Annotated in this window: 19 protein-coding genes; 10 read left to right on the plus strand and 9 right to left on the minus strand. The window is 65.6% G+C overall.

Annotated features, from left to right (window positions below; all coding sequences use genetic code 11):
* Nucleotides 1-4 precede the first annotated feature (4 nt).
* The 3 genes from BLW40_RS10150 to BLW40_RS10160 all read right to left on the minus strand — a co-directional run bounded on the left by BLW40_RS10150 (nucleotide 5) and on the right by BLW40_RS10160 (nucleotide 2732).
* Nucleotides 5-1366: an outer membrane protein assembly factor BamB family protein gene (locus tag BLW40_RS10150; RefSeq protein WP_074768169.1), complete on the minus strand. Its 1362-nt coding sequence runs from the start codon at nucleotides 1364-1366 to the stop codon at nucleotides 5-7.
* A 5-nt stretch (nucleotides 1367-1371) separates the two neighbouring features.
* The gene (locus tag BLW40_RS10155; RefSeq protein WP_074768171.1) at nucleotides 1372-2058 is read right to left on the minus strand and encodes a tetratricopeptide repeat protein; all 687 of its coding nucleotides are present in this window, start codon (nucleotides 2056-2058) and stop codon (nucleotides 1372-1374) included.
* 119 nt (nucleotides 2059-2177) lie between these two features.
* On the minus strand, nucleotides 2178-2732 hold the full coding sequence (locus BLW40_RS10160) for a thioredoxin family protein (protein ID WP_074768173.1): 555 nt from the start codon (nucleotides 2730-2732) through the stop codon (nucleotides 2178-2180).
* Between the two features lie 120 nt (nucleotides 2733-2852).
* On the opposite strand from BLW40_RS10160, the gene BLW40_RS10165 reads away from it, so the two are divergent.
* Nucleotides 2853-3239 (plus strand): hypothetical protein, encoded by a 387-nt coding sequence (locus tag BLW40_RS10165; protein ID WP_074768175.1) that lies wholly within the window; start codon nucleotides 2853-2855, stop codon nucleotides 3237-3239.
* Between the two features lie 27 nt (nucleotides 3240-3266).
* Here BLW40_RS10165 and BLW40_RS10170 read toward each other — a convergent pair whose 3' ends face one another.
* Nucleotides 3267-4004 carry an ATP-binding protein gene (locus tag BLW40_RS10170; RefSeq protein ID WP_074768177.1) on the minus strand — a complete coding sequence of 246 codons (738 nt, stop codon included), beginning with the start codon at nucleotides 4002-4004 and terminating at the stop codon, nucleotides 3267-3269.
* 240 nt (nucleotides 4005-4244) lie between these two features.
* On the opposite strand from BLW40_RS10170, the gene BLW40_RS10175 reads away from it, so the two are divergent.
* Nucleotides 4245-4949: a response regulator gene (locus tag BLW40_RS10175; protein WP_083386736.1), complete on the plus strand. Its 705-nt coding sequence runs from the start codon at nucleotides 4245-4247 to the stop codon at nucleotides 4947-4949.
* A 226-nt stretch (nucleotides 4950-5175) separates the two neighbouring features.
* Here the strand turns inward: BLW40_RS10175 and BLW40_RS10180 are convergent, their stop codons facing one another.
* Nucleotides 5176-6240, minus strand: a complete 1065-nt coding sequence (locus tag BLW40_RS10180) for a sulfate/molybdate ABC transporter ATP-binding protein (RefSeq protein ID WP_074768179.1) — start codon at nucleotides 6238-6240, stop codon at nucleotides 5176-5178.
* Between the two features lie 147 nt (nucleotides 6241-6387).
* Here BLW40_RS10180 and BLW40_RS10185 point away from each other — a divergent pair, with 147 nt between their 5' ends.
* Nucleotides 6388-7230, plus strand: coding sequence for a hypothetical protein (locus BLW40_RS10185; protein WP_074768181.1), 843 nt, complete (start codon nucleotides 6388-6390; stop codon nucleotides 7228-7230).
* Here BLW40_RS10185 and BLW40_RS10190 read toward each other — a convergent pair.
* Genes BLW40_RS10190 through BLW40_RS10200 form a run of 3 tightly spaced genes read right to left on the minus strand, consistent with a single transcriptional unit; the run spans nucleotide 7202 to nucleotide 10094 of the window.
* Nucleotides 7202-7906 carry an HdaA/DnaA family protein gene (locus tag BLW40_RS10190; protein WP_074768183.1) on the minus strand — a complete coding sequence of 235 codons (705 nt, stop codon included), beginning with the start codon at nucleotides 7904-7906 and terminating at the stop codon, nucleotides 7202-7204. The two genes, BLW40_RS10185 and BLW40_RS10190, sit on opposite strands and share 29 nt — an antisense overlap.
* Nucleotides 7903-9015: an AI-2E family transporter gene (locus BLW40_RS10195; RefSeq protein WP_244511125.1), complete on the minus strand. Its 1113-nt coding sequence runs from the start codon at nucleotides 9013-9015 to the stop codon at nucleotides 7903-7905. The genes BLW40_RS10190 and BLW40_RS10195 overlap by 4 nt, the downstream gene beginning before the upstream one ends.
* Complete coding sequence (locus BLW40_RS10200; protein WP_074768185.1) at nucleotides 9012-10094, minus strand: DUF2066 domain-containing protein; 1083 nt, start codon at nucleotides 10092-10094, stop codon at nucleotides 9012-9014. The genes BLW40_RS10195 and BLW40_RS10200 overlap by 4 nt, the downstream gene beginning before the upstream one ends.
* A gap of 107 nt (nucleotides 10095-10201) precedes the next feature.
* Between BLW40_RS10200 and purM the strand changes: the two genes are divergently transcribed.
* The 4 genes from purM to ilvN all read left to right on the plus strand — a co-directional run bounded on the left by purM (nucleotide 10202) and on the right by ilvN (nucleotide 14700).
* A complete protein-coding gene (gene purM, locus BLW40_RS10205; RefSeq protein ID WP_074768312.1) occupies nucleotides 10202-11251 on the plus strand; it encodes a phosphoribosylformylglycinamidine cyclo-ligase in 1050 nt (349 codons plus the stop codon).
* A 133-nt stretch (nucleotides 11252-11384) separates the two neighbouring features.
* Nucleotides 11385-12326, plus strand: coding sequence for a tRNA (adenosine(37)-N6)-dimethylallyltransferase MiaA (miaA, locus tag BLW40_RS10210; RefSeq protein ID WP_074768187.1), 942 nt, complete (start codon nucleotides 11385-11387; stop codon nucleotides 12324-12326).
* A gap of 78 nt (nucleotides 12327-12404) precedes the next feature.
* Nucleotides 12405-14171, plus strand: coding sequence for an acetolactate synthase 3 large subunit (locus tag BLW40_RS10215; RefSeq protein WP_074768189.1), 1767 nt, complete (start codon nucleotides 12405-12407; stop codon nucleotides 14169-14171).
* A gap of 13 nt (nucleotides 14172-14184) precedes the next feature.
* The gene (ilvN, locus tag BLW40_RS10220) at nucleotides 14185-14700 is read left to right on the plus strand and encodes an acetolactate synthase small subunit (protein WP_074768191.1); all 516 of its coding nucleotides are present in this window, start codon (nucleotides 14185-14187) and stop codon (nucleotides 14698-14700) included.
* A gap of 42 nt (nucleotides 14701-14742) precedes the next feature.
* Here ilvN and BLW40_RS10225 read toward each other — a convergent pair whose 3' ends face one another.
* Nucleotides 14743-15489 (minus strand): EAL domain-containing protein, encoded by a 747-nt coding sequence (locus tag BLW40_RS10225; RefSeq protein WP_074768193.1) that lies wholly within the window; start codon nucleotides 15487-15489, stop codon nucleotides 14743-14745.
* 121 nt (nucleotides 15490-15610) lie between these two features.
* Here BLW40_RS10225 and cysQ point away from each other — a divergent pair, with 121 nt between their 5' ends.
* From cysQ to BLW40_RS10240, 3 genes are all read left to right on the plus strand, one after another.
* Nucleotides 15611-16399, plus strand: coding sequence for a 3'(2'),5'-bisphosphate nucleotidase CysQ (cysQ, locus tag BLW40_RS10230; RefSeq protein WP_074768195.1), 789 nt, complete (start codon nucleotides 15611-15613; stop codon nucleotides 16397-16399).
* Nucleotides 16400-16712: 313 nt separating this feature from the next.
* On the plus strand, nucleotides 16713-17291 hold the full coding sequence (locus BLW40_RS10235; protein WP_074768197.1) for a GNAT family N-acetyltransferase: 579 nt from the start codon (nucleotides 16713-16715) through the stop codon (nucleotides 17289-17291).
* Nucleotides 17292-17327: 36 nt separating this feature from the next.
* A complete protein-coding gene (locus BLW40_RS10240) occupies nucleotides 17328-18290 on the plus strand; it encodes an L-threonylcarbamoyladenylate synthase (protein ID WP_074768199.1) in 963 nt (320 codons plus the stop codon).
* Nucleotides 18291-18295: the final 5 nt, after the last annotated feature.

The following is an 18295-nucleotide window of genomic DNA, read 5'->3' on the forward strand; positions in this document are numbered from 1 at the left end:
GTTTTCAGCGATAAGCGACGAGATCGGCTTCGTCGGTGAGAAAATACAAGGTGCCGTTGGCCACGACCGGAGCGATGCTGACCCCATCGGGCGCCCTCTCCCAGCCGAGCATGTCGCCGGTATAGGGCGACAGCGACACCAGTTTGCCGTCGGAACTGCCGAGAATCAGGCGGTCGGAAACCAGAACCGGCCCCGACCACATGATGCGGCCATCTTTGTCCTTGGGGTCTTCCCAGCTTTGCATCTGGGTGACCCAGACGATGCGGCCGGTCTTGGCTTCGACCGCGACCGCTTCGTTGTTGTTGGTCAGCAGGAACAGATAATCACCGGCAACCCAGGGGCTTTCGACCCCGCCGATTTCCTTTTCCCACAGGCGGCGACCGGTCTTCTGATCGAGGCAGACCAGCATGTCGCCGTTGCTGATGGCATAGACCCGACCGCGATCAATCGCCGGACGGCCCCGAATGTCCATCAACGCGCCGATGATCTCGGTGCGGCGGATCGTCACCAGCGAATCCTGCCAGATCGGCACGCCGGTATCGACCCGAAGCGCGAACAATTCGCCCGAGGAATAGGGCACCAGGACCATGTTGCCATCGACCGCCGGGCTGTTGCCCGCCAACAGGCCGGTCGCCTCGGTAATGCCGGAATGGGTCCACAGCACGGTACCGTCTTCGGCGGCCAGGGTGTGAGTCTGGTTATCGACGGTGACGGCAAAGACGCGCCCGCCGCGCACCGTCGGCGCACCGCGCATCGGCCCGGACACCGTCTGCCGCCACAGGATGCGGCCCGAAGCGGCATCGAGCGCGACCACCTGGGCGAACCCGGTGGCGACGAACACTCGTCCCTCGTCATAGGCGATGCCGCCGCTGGTATAGACGTTCGAATTGTCGCTGGGGATCGTATCGGTTCCCCACAGCCGCTTGCCGGTTTCAGCGTTAAAGGCGCTGACCTGCGAGGCGGCATCGACGGTAAACACCTTCCCCTCGGCGACCACCGGTTGACCGAGCAGACGGCGGCGCTTGCTCGACCCGCTGCCGGCATTGACCGACCACGCTTCCTGAAGCTCGCCCTCCGCCACCATGTGCTGCATGGCGTGGTTGGAATAGCCCCCGGCCTGGGGCCAATCTTCGTTGGCTTCGGGCGGCGGCAGAACGACCTTGGCGACCGGGCCGGAGATTTCCGGCTCGATCTGCTTTTCACGCGACAGCACCGAGATACGCTTGCCCGGCAAGGGCGGTGCCGACCGTTCTCCCAGCCAACCCGTATCGCAGCCGGTCAGGACGATCGAGGCCGCGAGAGCTCCGGCAAAGGCAAGACGCGGCGCGCGGCGCGGCGAGGAATGGCGGAAGACGGCGGCGGTCATCACGGTCAGCCCCGATCGGCCTGGCCGGTGACGGCCAGCATTTCGGCGGCGCGGGTGCGCATGCCCTCGGGCGCGGCGGCATCTTCGGCCAAGCGCGCGAACAGTTCGGCGGCACGGGGCTTATCGCCCCGTCGCAGCGCGGCCAAAGCCTGAAGCTCGCGGGCGGAGTGACGCCACGAGCTCGATTCGACCGCCAACGGCTCCATCATCTTGTCCAACTGAGCCGGATCGGTGGAATCGAGGGTCAGATATCCGGCCCGGATCGTCGCCATATCGCGATAGACCGCCTCGGCCGAACTGTCAGCGGCAACGGCGCTATAGATCGCGGCGGCAGCGGCGATATCGCCCTGCTGCTGACGCAGATCGGCCAGACGCAGATTGGCGAGCAAGTGGTATCCGCTCGCGCCATCGACGGCCAGTCGGGTCAGTTCGTCGATCGCCTGATCGCGCTTTCCCTGTTCGAGCAGAGAAGCGACCTCGTGGAAGCGCTGCGAGGATTCCTTGCGCTGCTGTCCGTCCCAGGCCCGCCAGCCCTGCCAGCCAGCGACGGCAAGAACGGCGGCGACACCCACGCCAACAACGAAAATCCCATGGCGTTTCCACAGGTTCGTCAGTTGCTCGTGCCTCAGATCCTCGTCAACCTCCTTGATAAGAAGGTCGGCGGCGGCATCATGCTGCTGCTTCTCGGTCAAGAAAGACTCTCCATGGGGGGAACGCGGCACACAGACAAGCCGCGCCGTAACATAGTCCGCGACGGCGGTCTTGGCAAACCCCGGTTCGTATGGCCTTAAGTCTCAAACGCCGGGGCGGATCACTCCGCCCGCCATTTGATCGAGCAACCGATGCTGGGAACCTGATCGGCCGGAGTTTCGCCGGTTTCGGCAACCAAGCGCATCGCCTCGACCAATTCGCGCCTTGCATCGGTCGGTCCGGCTTGTCGCCCCGACGCGTCCAGGCGGCCACGATAGCGCAGCACGCCCCCGGCGTCGAAACCGAAAAAGTCCGGGGTGCACACCGCGCCATAGGCCCGGGCGATCTGCTGCGACTCGTCGTGCAGATAGGGGAAAACCAGACCATGCTGGCGGGCGAACGCCACCATATTGTCGAACGAATCGTCGGGATAGGTCGCGGCATCGTTGGCGTTGATCCCCACCACCCCGATCCCGAGTTGCTTCAGGTCGGCGGCATCGCGGTTGAGACGGTCGATAATCGCCAGCACATAGGGACAATGGTTGCACATGAACACCACCAGGGTGCCGCGCGGACCGGCGATATCGGCCAGAGACCAGACTCGCCCATCCGTGCCGGGCAACGCAAAATCCTGAATCCCGGCTCCCAAGCTGCCGGTCGGAGTTTCCACCGCCATTGTTCTGCTCCCTGTTCTTCAGCGTCGGACCCTGCCCTCCTCATCGGCAGAAACTGCCCATTGATTCGGCACCGATCCCCCCTCACAATACACAGGAATATTTTGGATGGGATCAGGGAAATGGTGTCAAGACTCGTTCCCCTGGCATCGCTGGTTCTGCTCCTCCCGCTGGGGGGATGCTACTACTTGACATCGACCGGGTTCGGATCGGCGCCCAAGCCCCTGCCCGACCCCTACACCCTGATGCATTTCGAGGCGATCAGCCTGATGGGAACGCACAAGTCGATCGTCGATCACATCTATGGCTGGATCACCGACAAGGATTGCTCCAGCCCTCGGGCCGAACGGGGCGAAGCCTATTGCCGCGATTGGGTCGGCAAGCCGCCGCCGCCGCCGCAGATTTACTGCTACAGCACGCTGGCCCGACCGACCTGCTATGCCCAACCTTATAACGAGGGAAATGACCGTCTGATTGGATTCGTGCCGCCGACAACGCCGATCCGCTGATCCCGGCCGGTCAAACCGGTGGCAAGATCAGACTGGGCGATAGTCATCCGCCCGGCGATGGGGATGAACCGGAGACGGCAGGGAAAAACCAAAGGTCGTTCCATCTTGCCCCGGAATCAGATCAACCCAGATCCGTCCGCCCATTTGTTCGACCAAACCACGGACCACGGTCAGGCCCATCCCGATCCCTCCCCCGCTTTTGCCGGGGTGGCGCAGGATTTCGCACAATCGGGCAGCGCGGGCGGGGTCAAGCCCCAGGCCGTTATCGCGGACACGAAAGTCGATCATCGCCCCGTCGCGAAGGGCCGAGACATGAACCACCGGACGCCGGAGCGGTGAGCGGAAACGCACGGCATTGCCGATCAGTCGGGTGAAGATTTCGGCCAGCAGCTCCGGATCGGCAACGATTTCCGGCAAGGGATCGACGATCAAGGCGGCATCGGCATCATGCAGACACTCGGCCAGACGCTGGCGCGCCGCCGCGATGGCCCCCGAGGGCACGATGACCGCGACACGCTCGGATCGGCTGGCAATGGTGTGATCGGCGCCCCGCATCCGCAACAGCGCGTCAAGACGGCGCTGACGACGGAGCAGAATCGTCAGAATCGTCGCGATGCCGACAATGCCGACGCCCAGCAGAACAATTGAAATCGCCTGGGAAAGCTCGACAGGATTGAACGACAGTCCCAGCAGGGGATGCAGGGGCAAACCGCCGTCGGTTCGAACCAGTCCATCGGCTCCGACAGACCAGACCAGGACAACCATGACCGCCCCCAGAATAGGGGACAATCTCGCTATAGTTAGGCTGCTTCCGCGATCGGATGAATTGGCGTTCATTCTGACACCGATATCTTCCATTGGTTGCTGTTCTGTTCGGCTTTTGACGTCCTCAGCACAAACATCAACCCTTATACGCCATCGATCACAATGAATTTACGTCAACGATTGAATTAACGGAGAATACCATGTAAATGAGTCATGAATGCTTTTATGGGAGATTTAGCCGTGCAGGCCAAAGCCCATGTGCTGATCGTCGAAGACGACCCGGTAACCCGAAGCAAATTAGCAGCCTACATGATTGCCGAGGGCTTTCAAGTCAGCGAAGCTGGCGATGCCCGCGACATGAAAGCGATGGTCGCCCGCTCGATCCCCGACGTGGTCCTGCTCGATATCAACCTGCCCGACGAAAGCGGCTTGATCCTCGCGCGCGAATTACGGGCAAAATCCTCGGTCGGGATCATCCTGGTCACCGCGCGTCACGACGAAACCGACCGGATCGTCGGGCTGGAAATCGGGGCCGACGATTACATCACCAAGCCGTTTAACCCGCGCGAACTGGCGGTCCGGGTCCGCAACCTGCAAAGACGGGTTGCCCCGACGATGGCCGCCGAGCGCTCCGCCTCGGGTGTGTATTCTTTTTCCGGCTGGAAACTCGATTGCGATGCCCGCCAGTTGTTTTCCCCGGCCGGAGACAGCATCCGCCTGACCCGGGGCGAATTTGACGTGCTGGCCGCGCTGGCCCGCAATGCCGGTCGCGCGCTGACCCGCGATCAATTGCTCGACCTCACCCAGCACGACGGCGAGGCGGTGATCGACCGCACCATCGACGTTCTGGTCGGACGGTTACGACGCAAGATCGAGACGGATTCGCGTCAACCGGCGATCATTCTGACCGTCCACGGCGTCGGGTATCGCCTGGTCGGCGGCTAAAATGGTGCCCTCGGAAACCGGCACAAAGCGGTGCATACCGGCGGAATGCCACCGGCAAGACGCACCCAAAAAAAAGGCCGCACGGTTGCCCGCGCGGCCCAAGGTCAGGGAGGAAACGTCCAGGAAAGACGAGCGGCGCAGGTTCGCGCCAACGTCTTTGCTGCACTGCACTATATAGCTCCGCCCTCCGGTTGCCGCAACTAAAAATGCGATGGCAGGCGAAGAATCATCCCGCATCCCCCTCCCACGGACCTGCCTCGCCGACGAAAAATCGCACCCGGCGCAACAGCACCGAAACCGCCGATCCTCGGTCGATCTCCAGTTGAGAAAAGGCGTCGCGGCTGGCTTCGACCTCGAGTGTCGTGCCCTCGGGCAGGTCAAGGTCGATCCGCACCACCGGCCCCAGCACCGAAATCTGACGGACTGACGCTTGCGGTTGGGCCGCACCCGGCAGACCCAGACCGATTTCGTGCGGCCGGACAAAGGCGATCGCCTCGCCATCCGGGGCGGCCACTCCGACCGCACGGCCGAACAGACAGGCGGTGCCGCCCTCGACCCGACAGGGCAAGGCGTTGACATGGCCCAGAAAGCCGAACACGAACGGAGTCGCGGGCTGATCGTAGATTTCTGCGGGGGTGCCGATCTGCTCGATCCGGCCTTTGTTCATCACCACCACCTCGTCGGCGACCTCCAACGCTTCTTCCTGATCGTGGGTGACGAACACCCCGGTCAGCCCCAGTTCGTCATGGAGGCGGCGCAGCCAGCGGCGCAGTTCCTTGCGCACCTGGGCGTCGAGCGCGCCGAACGGCTCGTCCAGCAACAGCAGACGGGGTTCGACCGCCAGAGCGCGGGCCAGGGCGACGCGCTGGCGCTGTCCGCCCGACAATTGGGTGGGATAGCGCCCGGCCAGACCGCTGAGTTGCACCAGATCGAGCAAGGCGGCGACGCGGCGGTCGATCTCGGCGCGCGGCGGCCGGTCCTTGCCTTTCCGCACCGTCAGGCCAAAGGCGATGTTGTCGGCGACGGTCATATGGCGGAACAGGGCGTAATGCTGGAAGACGAAGCCGATACCGCGGTCGCGCGCCTTCTGCCCGGTCGCCTCGATCCCATCCAGAATCACCCGTCCGTGATCGGGGGCGTCCAGCCCGGCGAGAATCCGCAACAACGTCGTCTTGCCCGATCCCGACGGCCCCAGCAGCGCCACCAGCTTGCCCTTCGGCACCTGGAGCGAGACGTTGTCGAGCGCCCGGAACGCGCCGAAATGCTTGGTGATGTTCTGAACTTCGATCACCGCCTCGCTCCTCGTTTGCCAGAACAAAGGATGAGCCCGAAACGAACCGAAGAAAAGCGGTTGCAACGCGGGCCTGTTGCGGGCGATGCCGCCCCGTCGTAAGGTGATGAAGCGTCGGGGTTGGGCAGCCGCGCCTGGGGATCATGCATGCGCAGCACATGGCCGTTCTTTGGTGGGGTAATCGTCGCCCTTCATTTCTTTGCCGTCACCGTGCCGATTCTGGCTATCGTCGCCATCCTGCTGTCTCTGTTCGACAGTCTTGGCCCTGACGAGGCTGTCCTCGGCGGGGGGTCGAGCGTCCTCATGCGCGACGAAGGCGGTCGCGTCACCCTGCGGATGACCAACACCACCTATGCCCAACTCAGCGTTCCGGTGATGGGCGAGCCCCGTCCCCGGCGGCTGTTGCTGCGCCAAAGCACCGATGGCGGCAACGACGGTAACGGGCGAATTCGCCTCGACGCCTGGCCGGTCGGAATGCCGGTCGATCTGCGCCGCCCCCCCATCTATACCATTCGCACCCTGGGCAGCGCGGCCAATGTCGGCGATGACGGACTGTTCTGGACCGAACGCGACGGACGGCGCAGCGCTTGGTCCCTGGCCGATGGATCATGGTTGTTCGACACCGACCTGCCGCTGGCCGGGTTCGCCTTCGAGCCCGAAATCCGCCGGGTCGCGGCGCTGGCCGTCGCCGACGAGGAATTGTGGTCGCGCGGCGCGGTGGGAGTGATCACCTATGCCGCGCCGGGCCGGGTGCTGCGGCGGGTACTGCTGGTTTCGATCAACCCCTTGCGCGGCAACGCCCTGCGCGCCACCCTGACCGCCAGCCGTCTGGTGTCCTATACCGAGGCGGCTCCGGGCGGCCGGGTGATCGAGTTGCCGCTGGCGGCGGGTCCGGTACGGATACCGGTCACCGCCTCGGACCTCGACATCGCCCATGCCAGCGTTCCCGCCGGACTAAAGCTCAGTCCTCTTCGTCCGTGGGGGGAGTGACGCCGTCGAGAACGGCGCGGGCCAACGGCACCGTCACCGCCCGCTGACCGGCCAAAGCGGCACGGTCGAGGCTATCGACCAAGGCAGCGGCGGCGGCGAAGCTGCGCTCCATCCGCCCCAGCAGATAGCTCACCACCTCCTCGCCGACCTTGATCTGGCGGTCGGAGAATTGCTTGACCAGCACCGAAGCCAACAGGGCGTCGTCGGGCGCCCCGATCGCCACGGCGGGCATCGCCCGCAGCCGTGAGATCAGATCGGCCAGCCGCAGCGGCCAGCGCGCCGCCACCTCGCGCCCGGTCAGCAGCAGGTGACCGCGGGTTTCCCGCACCAGATTGATCAGATGGAACAAGGCCGCCTCGTCGAGCCGACCGGCGGCAGCGGCCTGATCGCAATCCTCGACCGCGACCGCTCCGGCCTGGGCCAGCAATCGGGGCGGCGCTTCGACGGTCAAATCGGCGGCGGAAATGACGGCGGCTCCGCTGGAGGCGCCGAACAGGTGGACCAGATGGGTCTTGCCGCTGCCGGCCGGGCCGGTCAGCACCAACGCGGCTCCGGGCCAGACCGGCCAGCGTTGCAGCCAGGCATGGGCGTCGGCATTGCACGGCGCAACGAGGAAATCGCCAGCCGACAATGCGGGTCGGTGGCCGAGATCAAGGGGAAGCTGTGCCTCGCTCATCGGTCGGGCGTCGCCTCGCCGCCGTGATAAAGCGAACTGGCCAGATAGCGTTGCAGAACAAAGCGGGTCACCACCCCGATCACCGCCGCCGCCGGAACCGAGAGCAAGATACCGACGAAGCCGAACAGCGCGCCGCCCGCCAGCAGCGAGAAGATGATCCACACCGGATGCAGCCCGACCCGGTCGCCGACCAGTTTAGGCGTCAGGGCATAGCCTTCGAGCAGATTGCCGATCAGGAAAACCCCGCCGACACCGGCCAGCAGAGTCAAGCCGCCCCCTTGCGCCAAGGCCAGAGACAGGCTGACCACCAGCCCGACCAACATCCCGACATAGGGGATAAAGGCCCCCAATCCGGTGGCGGCACCGATCAGCAGCCCGAGATCAAGCCCGACCACCGTCAGTCCCAGACCGTAGAACGCGGCCAGGGTCATGCACACCGTCGCCTGACCGCGGACGAACCCGGCCAAAGTCCGGTCGATCTTGCGCATTTCGGCGCGGATCGTCTCGGCATGGGGACGCGGCAGCCACCCGTCGATGGTCGCGACGATCCGGTCCCAGTCGCGCAGCAGATAAAAGGTCACCACCGGGGTGATGAACACCAGCGACAGCAGGCTGACCACGGCGATGCCGCCTTTCAGCAGATCGCGGACCAGTCCGGCCAGCCAGCTGACCACCGTCCCGGCATAGGTGCCGATCGCCCCCTGAATCTTATCAATCTGCTCGACCGACAACCGATGGCGCAATTCGTCAAGCAGCGGCCCGGCGCGATCGCCCAGGGCGCGGACATAGTTCGGCACCCGTTCGATGAAGGTCAGCGATTGCTGCTCGATCACCGGGACCAGCACCATCAACGCCAGGATAAAGATCGCGAAGAAACCAAGCGTGATCGCGGTTGTCGCCAGAGTCCGCGACAGCCCCTTTTCTTCCAGCCGGTCGGCTAACGGATCGAGGAAATAGGCCACCGCCATCCCGGCGACGAAGGGCAGCAGCACGCCGCGCAAAACCCACAGCAGAAAGATGGCAACGACGGCGCAGGTCAGCCAGAAGCGCAGACGCTGACCGGGCGTCATCCCGGTCACCACCACCGTCGAGATTTCGCTGTTCGTCATCGACCGCCTCCGATCCGCAGGGTCCAAAAGCCCCCCACCTGCTCCAGGGTCAGCCCGGCGGAGGCCAGGGCGGTACGAACCTGTTCGGTCTCGCCGACGACATGGAGCGACAGGGCCGCCTCGTCGCGGGTCAACGACACGATCTCCCACCGCCGGACCTGAGGCACCCGCCCCAACCGCTCGCGCAGGGAAAGCCAATCGCCCAGCCCCGACAATGGCGCAATGACGGCCAGACTGGCGGAATGATCGAAGGACAGGGTGTTCTGCTGCTTGTATTGGGCCTCGTACCCCTGGGAAATCTCGGCGATGGCGGCACGCATCGCCGCCTCGGGACCGCCCTCGGCGGTGAAGGTCTTGCTGTCGAACGGCCGCGGCAACGACCCGCCGCCGCTTAGACTCACCTCGACCGCGCCGTTGGCGGCCACCGAGGCCAGCGCGACCAGCACGTCGCCGCTGCGATAGCGCGCCCCGATCGCGGCCAGGATATCGGGCTGAAGCGCGACGATGCGATCGACCGGCGGTGGCGGTGCCCCGGTCGGGTCGGGCACCGACCCGGCAACGGCCAGCGGCACCAGACCGCCCCCGGCAAACCCGCTCCACGCCGCCCGCCACGAATTGGGTTCGTCCCAGGCGGCAGGCAGACCGCCACCGGCCGGACGCAGCAGCGGCACGACGACGACGGCGCGCGAGCGCGGCTCGGCGAACTTCACCCCCGCTTCGCGCAGCAGCTTTTTCACCGCCACCGGATTGTAACGCACCGTCATCGTCGCCAGATAGCGCACCGCCGACGACCGTTCCTGCTCGACCGCGACGTCGCGGACGTATTGGCGGGCATCGACGTTAGGCAGCCGTGCAAGATCGGCAGGGCTGGCCAGCCGCTCGAGCATACGGCGAAAGCCGGTTCGCTCGGCCTCGGCCATCGCCTGCTCCTTCGCGGCGGCGACGGTGGTGGCGGTGACATCGACGTCAAGCCCGCGCACGGTAAAGGCATCGGCGGCGAAGGCGCGCGGCCCCGTCACGACGATGGTGAGAACACATAACAGAATCAAAGCGCCGAAACGGCGCCGGAGAGAAGCCATTGCAAACCGTCCGGGATCAAGTATCTTCGGCCAACCCGTTCCGGCCCGAACATATCACACCGAATCCCACGAGGAAGCCCATTCCCGCGCATGATGAAAAGCAAGGCCTGACCTACCGCGACGCCGGCGTCGATATCGATGCTGGCGAGGCCCTGGTCGAGGCCATCAAGCCGCTGGCCCGTTCGACCGCCCGCACCGGCACCGCTGCCGGTCTCGGCGGCTTCGGGGCGCTGTTCGACCTTCGCGCTGCCGGCTTTGCCGACCCGATCCTGGTCGCCACCACCGATGGCGTCGGCACCAAGCTGAAAGTCGCCATCGAGGCGGGCCGACACGACACGGTCGGCATCGATCTGGTCGCGATGTGCGTCAACGATCTGGTGGTCCAGGGGGCGGAGCCGCTGCTCTTCCTCGATTATTTCGCCACCGGAAAGCTTGACGTCGCCGCAGGCAAGGCGATCGTTTCCGGCATCGCCGAAGGCTGCCGTCAGGCCGGGTGTGCCCTGGTCGGCGGCGAAACGGCCGAAATGCCCGGCATGTATGCCGATGGCGATTACGATCTGGCCGGGTTCGCGGTCGGCGCCGCCGAGCGCGGGCAGTTGCTGCCCCTGGTCGATGTTGCCCCCGGCGATATCGTGCTGGGTCTGGCCTCGTCCGGCGTCCATTCCAACGGCTTCTCGCTGGTTCGCCGCATCGTCGAACGCGGCGGTCTGTCCTATAACGATCCCGCCCCGTTCGCGCCCGCCCGCCCACTGGGCGAAGCCCTGCTGGAGCCGACCCGGATCTATGTTGCCAGCACGCTGGCCGCGATCCGCGCCGGAACCGTCAAGGCGCTGGCCCACATTACCGGCGGCGGGCTGATCGAGAACCTGCCCCGCGTGCTGCCCGAAGGCGTTGTCGCCGAGATCGACGGAGCCGCCTGGGCTCCGCCACCGGTGTTCCGCTGGCTGGCGTTCGAAGGCAAGGTCGCCGCGACCGAGATGGCCCGCACCTTCAATTGCGGGATTGGGATGGCCCTGGTGGTCGCCCCCGATCAGGCCGACGCAGCGGCGCGTATTCTGACCGAAAAGGGGGAAACCGTCCTTCGGATCGGCCGCGTTCGCGCCCGCAGCGGCGACGAACCGCAATGCCAAGTGCTGAACCAGGATGGCTGGATCTGACGCTTCGGCCGGGTTGTTTCCCTTGGGGGGAGCGGCCCGGCTCCCGGCGTCCGGGTCATGCGGCACGCGACCCCGGGTCGCTTCGCCGCGCTGACCCGAGCGCTCCACCGCGAACCCGGACCCTGCCCCGCTGATGACTCTTCCTTGTGCCGTCGTAATCGCCGGACCCACTGCTTCGGGTAAATCGGGACTGGCGCTTGCGCTGGCGGTGGCCTTCGACGGCGTCGTCATCAACGCCGATTCGATGCAGGTCTACGACGCCCTGCCGATTCTCACCGCCCGCCCCGGACCGGGGGCTTTGACCCGTGTCCCGCACCGCCTCTATGGCATGATTGATCCGGCCGAGCCCTGCTCGGCGGCGCGCTGGCGCGATCTCGCCACCACCGAGATTTACGCCGCCTGGGAGGCGGGTCGTCTGCCGGTCGTGGTCGGCGGCACCGGGCTCTATCTCGAGGCGCTGATGGACGGCCTGTCGCCGATCCCGGAAATCCCGCCCGAGTCCCGCGCCGAAGCCCGCGCCTTGTTCGAGGATCTGGGCAACGCCGACTTTCACCGCCGCCTGAGCGAAGCCGATCCCGCCATGGCCGCCCGCCTGCCCCAAGGCGACAGCCAGCGGATGATCCGCGCCTGGGAGGTTTTGTCGGCGACCGGGCGCTCGCTGGCGGAATGGCAGACCGAACCGCGCGAAGGTGCGGTGGCGGCGCGCTGGCTGACCCTGGCACTGACCCCCCCGCGCGAACGGCTGCGTCAAGCCTGTGACGGGCGCTTTGTGGCGATGGTCGATGCCGGAGCGATCACCGAGGCCCGCGACTTCCTCGAGCGCGACCTCGACCCCGTCCTGCCAATCATGAAGGCGCTGGGCCTGCGCGATCTGGGCGGCTTTTGCCGGGGCGAACGCTCGCTCGACGACGCGATCGCCGCCGCTCAAAGCGCCACCCGCGCCTATGCCAAACGCCAGATGACCTGGGTCCGCCATCGACTCAAGCCGGATATGATGTTGGATGCGCAACTTTCGGAAAGTTTGATGACGTCAATCTTTGCGAAAGTTCGCCAGTTCCGCTTGACCCCCGTTTGACATGGCGATAGGTTGTGCCCCTTCGTGCCGTCGGGCTCCGATGGCGCGGCGGGATTAATTTGAGTTCAAGGGGCTGATATGGTGCACCACGATACGATGACCGGAGCGGAAATCCTCCTCAAGGCCCTGGTCGATCAGGGCGTGGACGTGATTTTCGGGTATCCCGGCGGCGCCGTGCTCCCGATCTATGACGAACTGTCCAAGCAGAATCGCATCCGTCATATCCTGGTCCGGCACGAGCAGGCGGCGGTCCATGCCGCCGAAGGCTATGCTCGCTCGACCGGCAAGGTCGGCTGCGTCCTGGTGACCTCGGGTCCGGGCGCGACCAACGCCGTCACCGGGCTGGCCGACGCGCAGTGCGATTCGGTGCCGCTGGTCTGTCTGACCGGGCAGGTTCCGACTCATCTGATCGGCAACGACGCGTTTCAGGAAGCCGACATCACCGGCATCACCCGCCCCTGCACCAAGCACAATTATCTGGTGAAGGACACCAATCAGCTCGCCCGCACCGTGCACGAAGCGTTCCATGTCGCCCGCTCGGGCCGACCGGGGCCGGTGCTGATCGACCTGCCCAAGGACGTCGTCCAGAATCGCGGCCTCTATCAGCCGCCGTCGAAGACCAAGTCGAAGTACAATCCCCAGGTCAAGGGCGACCTCCGCGCCATCGAAAAGGCGGTCGATCTGATCGCCAGCGCCAAGCGGCCGGTGTTCTATGTCGGCGGCGGCGTCATCAATTCCGGTCTGGCCGCCTGTCAGTTGCTGACCCAGTTCGTGCGGATGACCGGCTTCCCCTGCACCCTGACCCTGATGGGCCTGGGCGCGTTTCCGGGATCGGACCCGTTGTTCCTCGGCATGCTGGGAATGCACGGCACCGTCGAAGCCAACATGGCGATGCACGATTGCGACGTGATGATCAATATCGGCGCCCGCTTCGACGACCGTGTCACCGGTCGGCTGAACGCCTTCTCGCCGAACTCAAAGAAGATCCACATCGACATCGACCCCAGCTCGATCAACAAGAACGTCGCGGTCGATCTGTCGATCGTCGGCGATTGCGCCCATGTCATCGAAGACATGATCAAGGTGTGGAAAGCCCGTCAGCCCAAGATCGACGAGCGGGCACTTCGGGCGTGGTGGGCCAAGATCGAGGAATGGCGCGGCGCCGACAGCCTGCGCTATCCCGCCTCCGACACGATCATCAAGCCGCAATACGCGATCCAGCGCCTGTACGACCTGACCCGCTCGCGCAATCCCTATATCTGCACCGAAGTCGGGCAGCATCAGATGTGGGCGGCCCAGCATCTGCGGCTGGATTTGCCGCTGCACTGGCTGACCTCGGGCGGGCTGGGCACGATGGGCTATGGCCTGCCCGCCGCAATGGGAGTCCAGACCGCCCATCCCGACGCGCTGGTGATCGACATCGCCGGTGAATCCTCGATCCAGATGAATATCCAGGAGATGGCGACCCTGGTTCAGCACAATCTGCCGGTCAAAATCGTCATCCTCAACAACCAGTATATGGGGATGGTGCGGCAGTGGCAGGAGCTGATCCACGGCGCCCGCTACTCGGAAAGCCACATGGATCATCACCCCGATTTCGTCAAACTGGCCGAGGCGTTCGGCGCGGTCGGGCTGCGGGCCGAGCGCCCGGATCAGGTGGACGGCGTCATCGCCGAGATGCTGGCGGTCAACCGTCCGGTCATCGTCGAGATGCGCACCGACGCCAGCGAGAACGTGTTTCCGATGATCATGCCCGGCATGGCCCATAACGAGATGGTGCTGGGACAGGAAGATCGCTCGCGCGACAATCCGGGGTCCGAACAGGACGGCATGGTTCTGGTCTAAGGGGTATTACGAATTGACCAACGCAGTTCAAGACAGCAACCGCCACACCATTTCCGTCCTGGTCGATAATGAATCCGGCGTGCTCGCCCGGGTCATCGGCCTGTTCTCGGGGCGTGGCTACAATATAGAGAGCCTGACCGTCGCCGAGGTCGATGCGCGCGAGAATCTGTCGCGGATCACCATCGTTACCTCGGGCACCCGGATGATTATCGAGCAGATCAAGAACCAGCTGCGCCGTCTGGTGCCGGTGCACAAGGTCCACGATCTGACCATCGAAGGCCCCCATGTCTCGCGCGAGTTGGCCTTGATCAAGGTCGCCTCGACCGGGGAAAAGCGGGTCGAGGCGCTCCGCATCGCCGACATCTTCCGCGCCCGCGCGATCGATTCGACCAACGAATCCTTTGTGTTCGAGGTGGTCGGCGCGACCGAGAAGGTCGATGCCTTCGTGACCCTGATGCAGCCGCTGGGACTGATCGACGTGTCGCGCACCGGCGTCGTCGCCATCGCCCGCGGCCCCAAGGCCCTGTAATCGCGGAACGCCGATCGGGGGGCGGCTTTTGTCCGTCCCCCGTCAGCGGAAATCAATCGCCTCGTCCGGGGTCAGCGCTTCGAAGGCGGGACGGGCGAACAGGAATCCCTGAACGAAGCGCAAGCCGGACTCTTTCAGCACCGCCAGTTCCTCGGCCCGCTCGACCCCTTCCGCCACCACCTTGATCTCCAGGTCGCGGCACACCGACAACATCGCCTGGACAATCACCCGGCGGGTGCGGTCGCGGTCGCAATTCCGCACCAGACCGATATCGATCTTGACGATGTCGGGATGGATGTTGGCGAGCAGATTGAGGCCGCAGGCCCCCGCTCCGAAATCGTCGAGGGCGACCAGAAAGCCCTGGGTGCGGTAATAATCAATGATCCGCGACAGGTGGATGTGATCGGAGATGCTTTCGTCTTCGGTGATTTCGAACGTGATGCGGTCGCAGGGAAAACCGACCCGCTCGGCGGCGGCTAGGGTAGCGCGGATACAGGCACTGGGCTCATAAACCGCGTTGGGCATGAAATTGATGTTGAGGCGACGGTCCAATCCCAGCCGCCCGGCCAGTTCGATCGCGCGGACCCGGCAGGCCTGATCGAAGCCATAGCGGTTTTCCGGCGTCACCTGCGACAGGATGCTGGCGGCGGACTGGCCTTCGGGGCCACGCACCAGCGCCTCGAACGCATGCACCCGGCGTAATTCCAGGTCGATCACCGGCTGGAATGCCATCGAAAAGGGAATATCGAAGGTCTCGCCATCGCGGCATCGTCCGCACTGGGTGGGCATCGGTCACCTCCCGTCTTTGCCCGGCATCATCCACCGGGGGCCGGGGCCGGGTCAACGCGCCTGTTCGAGACTGGAACCATGACTGGCGCGGCGAACCGGCTTCGCTTACTCTTTTCCCATCATGACTTACTCGCCCGCTGCCCTGCTTCCCGCCCTGGAGGATCTTGCCCGTCAGGCCGGAGCCGCCATCATGGAGATCTATGCCGAGGAGTTCGCGGTCCGCCACAAGGCGGATTCCTCGCCGGTGACCGAGGCCGATCTGCGGGCCGAGGCGATCATCCTGCCCGGACTCGCCGCGCTGACCCCCGATTTCGCGATCGTCGCCGAGGAACAGGTCGCGGCGGGACGGGTGCCGGTGCTGAGCGACCGCCCGTTCTGGCTGGTCGATCCGCTTGACGGCACCAAGGAATTCGTCCGTCGCAACGGCGAGTTCACCGTCAATATTGGCTTGATCGACAACGGGAATCCGGTCGCAGGCGTGGTGCTGGCCCCGGTGCCGGGCCTGCTGTGGTCGGGAGCGGGCGGCCGGGCCTTCCGGGTTGATGCCGATGGACAGCGCCAGTCGATCGCCTGCCGTCCCCGCCCCACCACCGGCGTCCGGATCGTCACCAGCCGGTCGCACAATCAGCCCGATCTGTTGACCCGATGGATGGCCCGGTTCGAACAGCCCGAACTCGACTTCGCCGGATCGTCGCTGAAACTGTGCCGGGTCGCCGAGGGCTCGGCCGACCTTTACCCCCGCTTTGGCCCCACCTGCGAATGGGATATCGCCGCCGCTCATGCCGTGCTGAGGGCGGCAGGCGGCACGATCGAGACCTTTGACGGCGTGCCGCTGGCCTATGCCAAGCCGGGCTTTCTCAATCCCGATTTCGTCGCCCGCGGATCCGAGCCGATCCCCCAACACGTGTAGCCTGGACAACCGTTCCAGACGGAAAATCCCCGCTCAAAATTGTTGCATTTTTCGCACGATCGAGCCATTCTGACCGAGTGAGAGGTTGATCCTTTCACCCTTTAGCCGCCGTAGTTCACTTACGGTGACTTGGCCGGAACTCGCAACCCATAGTGGTTGTGGCGGACTGCGATCCGCCCCTCGGGGATCTAGCCGCTTCTTCACGAAGAGAGGCCGTCGGCCCGCCCGGCGGTCTTTTCGTTGTTCCCCTTCCCCTTTGCCAGACCGGCCCCCATCTGAAGGGCACGGCCCCTTTCATCACATCGGGACGACCATGCTGATCCGCCGGCTTCCCCCGCACGAACGGTCGTCCTATGCCGACCACCTCAAACGGCTATCGCCCGAAGACCGTCATTTGCGCTTCGCCCGCGCCGGGGTCAGCGACGAGTGGATCGACGCCCATGTCGCCGCGATCTCCGAGGATGGTTTGATCCTGGTCGGCGTCCTGCGTGAGCGGGTGATCGCCGCCGCCCATCTTGCCCTCGACGATGACAATGCCGTCGCCGAGGTCGGCCTTAGCGTCGATATCGAGCATCGCTCGGGCGGATTGGGGCGGGAATTGCTCAATCAGGCGGTGGTGTTCGCCCGCAATCGTCGCGCCGGAAAACTCTACACCCTGTGCCTGTCCGACAATCGCGGGATGGTGGCGCTGGCTCGCCGCGCCGGGATGGCGGTCGAATTCTCCCAGGGCGAGGCCGAGGCCCACCTGCCGCTGCCGCCGCCCGACCCGCTAACGGTGTCGCAGGAAATGTCGACCGGCCTGTTCGCGGTGTTTCACGATTGGGCCGAATTGTTCGACCGCTATGGCGCGCTGGTCAACGCGGCGGTCCCCGGCATGCGCGCGAAGGAGTAGGATTCCGCCGCCGGATTGCGCTATACCGAACCCGTTATGTCCGACCCGTTCCCCCCCTGCCCCATTCCGCCCGACCGGCTGGCCGAGGCCGCAGATTTGCTGGCCCAAGGCGGTCTGGTCGCCTTTCCCACCGAGACGGTTTACGGGCTGGGCGGCGACGCCACCCGCGAGTCCGCTGTCGCCGCGATTTTCGCCGCCAAGGGCCGCCCCAGCTTCAACCCGCTGATTTCTCATGTCGCATCGGCCGAGGCCGCCGCCGCCTTGGTCGAGTTCGGCCCGCTGGCCCAGGCGCTGGCGGCGCGGTTCTGGCCCGGTCCGCTGACCCTGGTGCTGCGCCGACGAAGCGATTCGCCGATCTCCCTGCTCGCCACCGCCGGGCTCGACAGCATCGCGGTGCGGGTACCCGACCATCCGGTCGCGCTGGCCCTGATCCGGGCGTTCGGCCGACCGCTCGCCGCCCCCTCGGCCAACCGCTCGGGCGCGGTCAGCCCGACGACGGCCGCCCACGTCGCCCAGTCGCTGGGCGACAAGGTCGGGATGATCCTGGATGGCGGCCCCTGCCGGGTCGGCGTCGAATCGACCGTGCTTGACCTCACCGGCGCGGTGCCTGTGCTGTTGCGGCCGGGCGGAATCGGGCTGGACGCGCTGGAGGCGGTGCTGGGTCTCCGCCCTCTGTGCCCCCGCCCGGACCACGCGTCTTCCTCTACGCCGCGCGCGCCGGGAATGCTGTCCAGCCATTACGCGCCCGCGCTGCCGGTCCGGCTGGAGGCCGCCGAGGCCGCCCCCGGCGAAGCGCTGCTGGGCTTCGGTCCCGGCGCGGCGACCCTCAATCTGTCGCCCGGCGGCGATCCGACCGAAGCCGCCGCCAACCTGTTCGCGATGCTGCGCGCGCTCGATCGTCCGGATTTCACCGGCATCGCCGTCCGCCCGATCCCCGATGCCGGGCTGGGTCTGGCGATCAACGACCGCCTGCGCCGGGCGGCGGCCCCACGAGGATGAACGCC

Source organism: Magnetospirillum fulvum (genome assembly GCF_900108475.1).
GTDB lineage: Bacteria > Pseudomonadota > Alphaproteobacteria > Rhodospirillales > Magnetospirillaceae > Phaeospirillum > Phaeospirillum fulvum_A.

Coding starts and splice junctions, on each gene's coding strand:
- BLW40_RS10150 (WP_074768169.1), bottom strand. CDS start 1,366: ATGACCGCCGCCGTCTTCCGCCATTCCTCGCCGCGCCGCGCGCCGCGT.
- BLW40_RS10200 (WP_074768185.1), bottom strand. CDS start 10,094: ATGGCTTCTCTCCGGCGCCGTTTCGGCGCTTTGATTCTGTTATGTGTT.
- BLW40_RS10185 (WP_074768181.1), top strand. CDS start 6,388: ATGCGCAGCACATGGCCGTTCTTTGGTGGGGTAATCGTCGCCCTTCAT.
- BLW40_RS10215 (WP_074768189.1), top strand. CDS start 12,405: ATGGTGCACCACGATACGATGACCGGAGCGGAAATCCTCCTCAAGGCC.
- BLW40_RS10235 (WP_074768197.1), top strand. CDS start 16,713: ATGCTGATCCGCCGGCTTCCCCCGCACGAACGGTCGTCCTATGCCGAC.
- BLW40_RS10190 (WP_074768183.1), bottom strand. CDS start 7,906: ATGAGCGAGGCACAGCTTCCCCTTGATCTCGGCCACCGACCCGCATTG.
- BLW40_RS10170 (WP_074768177.1), bottom strand. CDS start 4,004: ATGGTTGTCCTGGTCTGGTCTGTCGGAGCCGATGGACTGGTTCGAACC.
- BLW40_RS10195 (WP_244511125.1), bottom strand. CDS start 9,015: ATGACGAACAGCGAAATCTCGACGGTGGTGGTGACCGGGATGACGCCC.
- miaA (WP_074768187.1), top strand. CDS start 11,385: ATGACTCTTCCTTGTGCCGTCGTAATCGCCGGACCCACTGCTTCGGGT.
- BLW40_RS10240 (WP_074768199.1), top strand. CDS start 17,328: ATGTCCGACCCGTTCCCCCCCTGCCCCATTCCGCCCGACCGGCTGGCC.
- BLW40_RS10165 (WP_074768175.1), top strand. CDS start 2,853: ATGGTGTCAAGACTCGTTCCCCTGGCATCGCTGGTTCTGCTCCTCCCG.
- cysQ (WP_074768195.1), top strand. CDS start 15,611: ATGACTTACTCGCCCGCTGCCCTGCTTCCCGCCCTGGAGGATCTTGCC.
- BLW40_RS10225 (WP_074768193.1), bottom strand. CDS start 15,489: ATGCCCACCCAGTGCGGACGATGCCGCGATGGCGAGACCTTCGATATT.
- BLW40_RS10160 (WP_074768173.1), bottom strand. CDS start 2,732: ATGGCGGTGGAAACTCCGACCGGCAGCTTGGGAGCCGGGATTCAGGAT.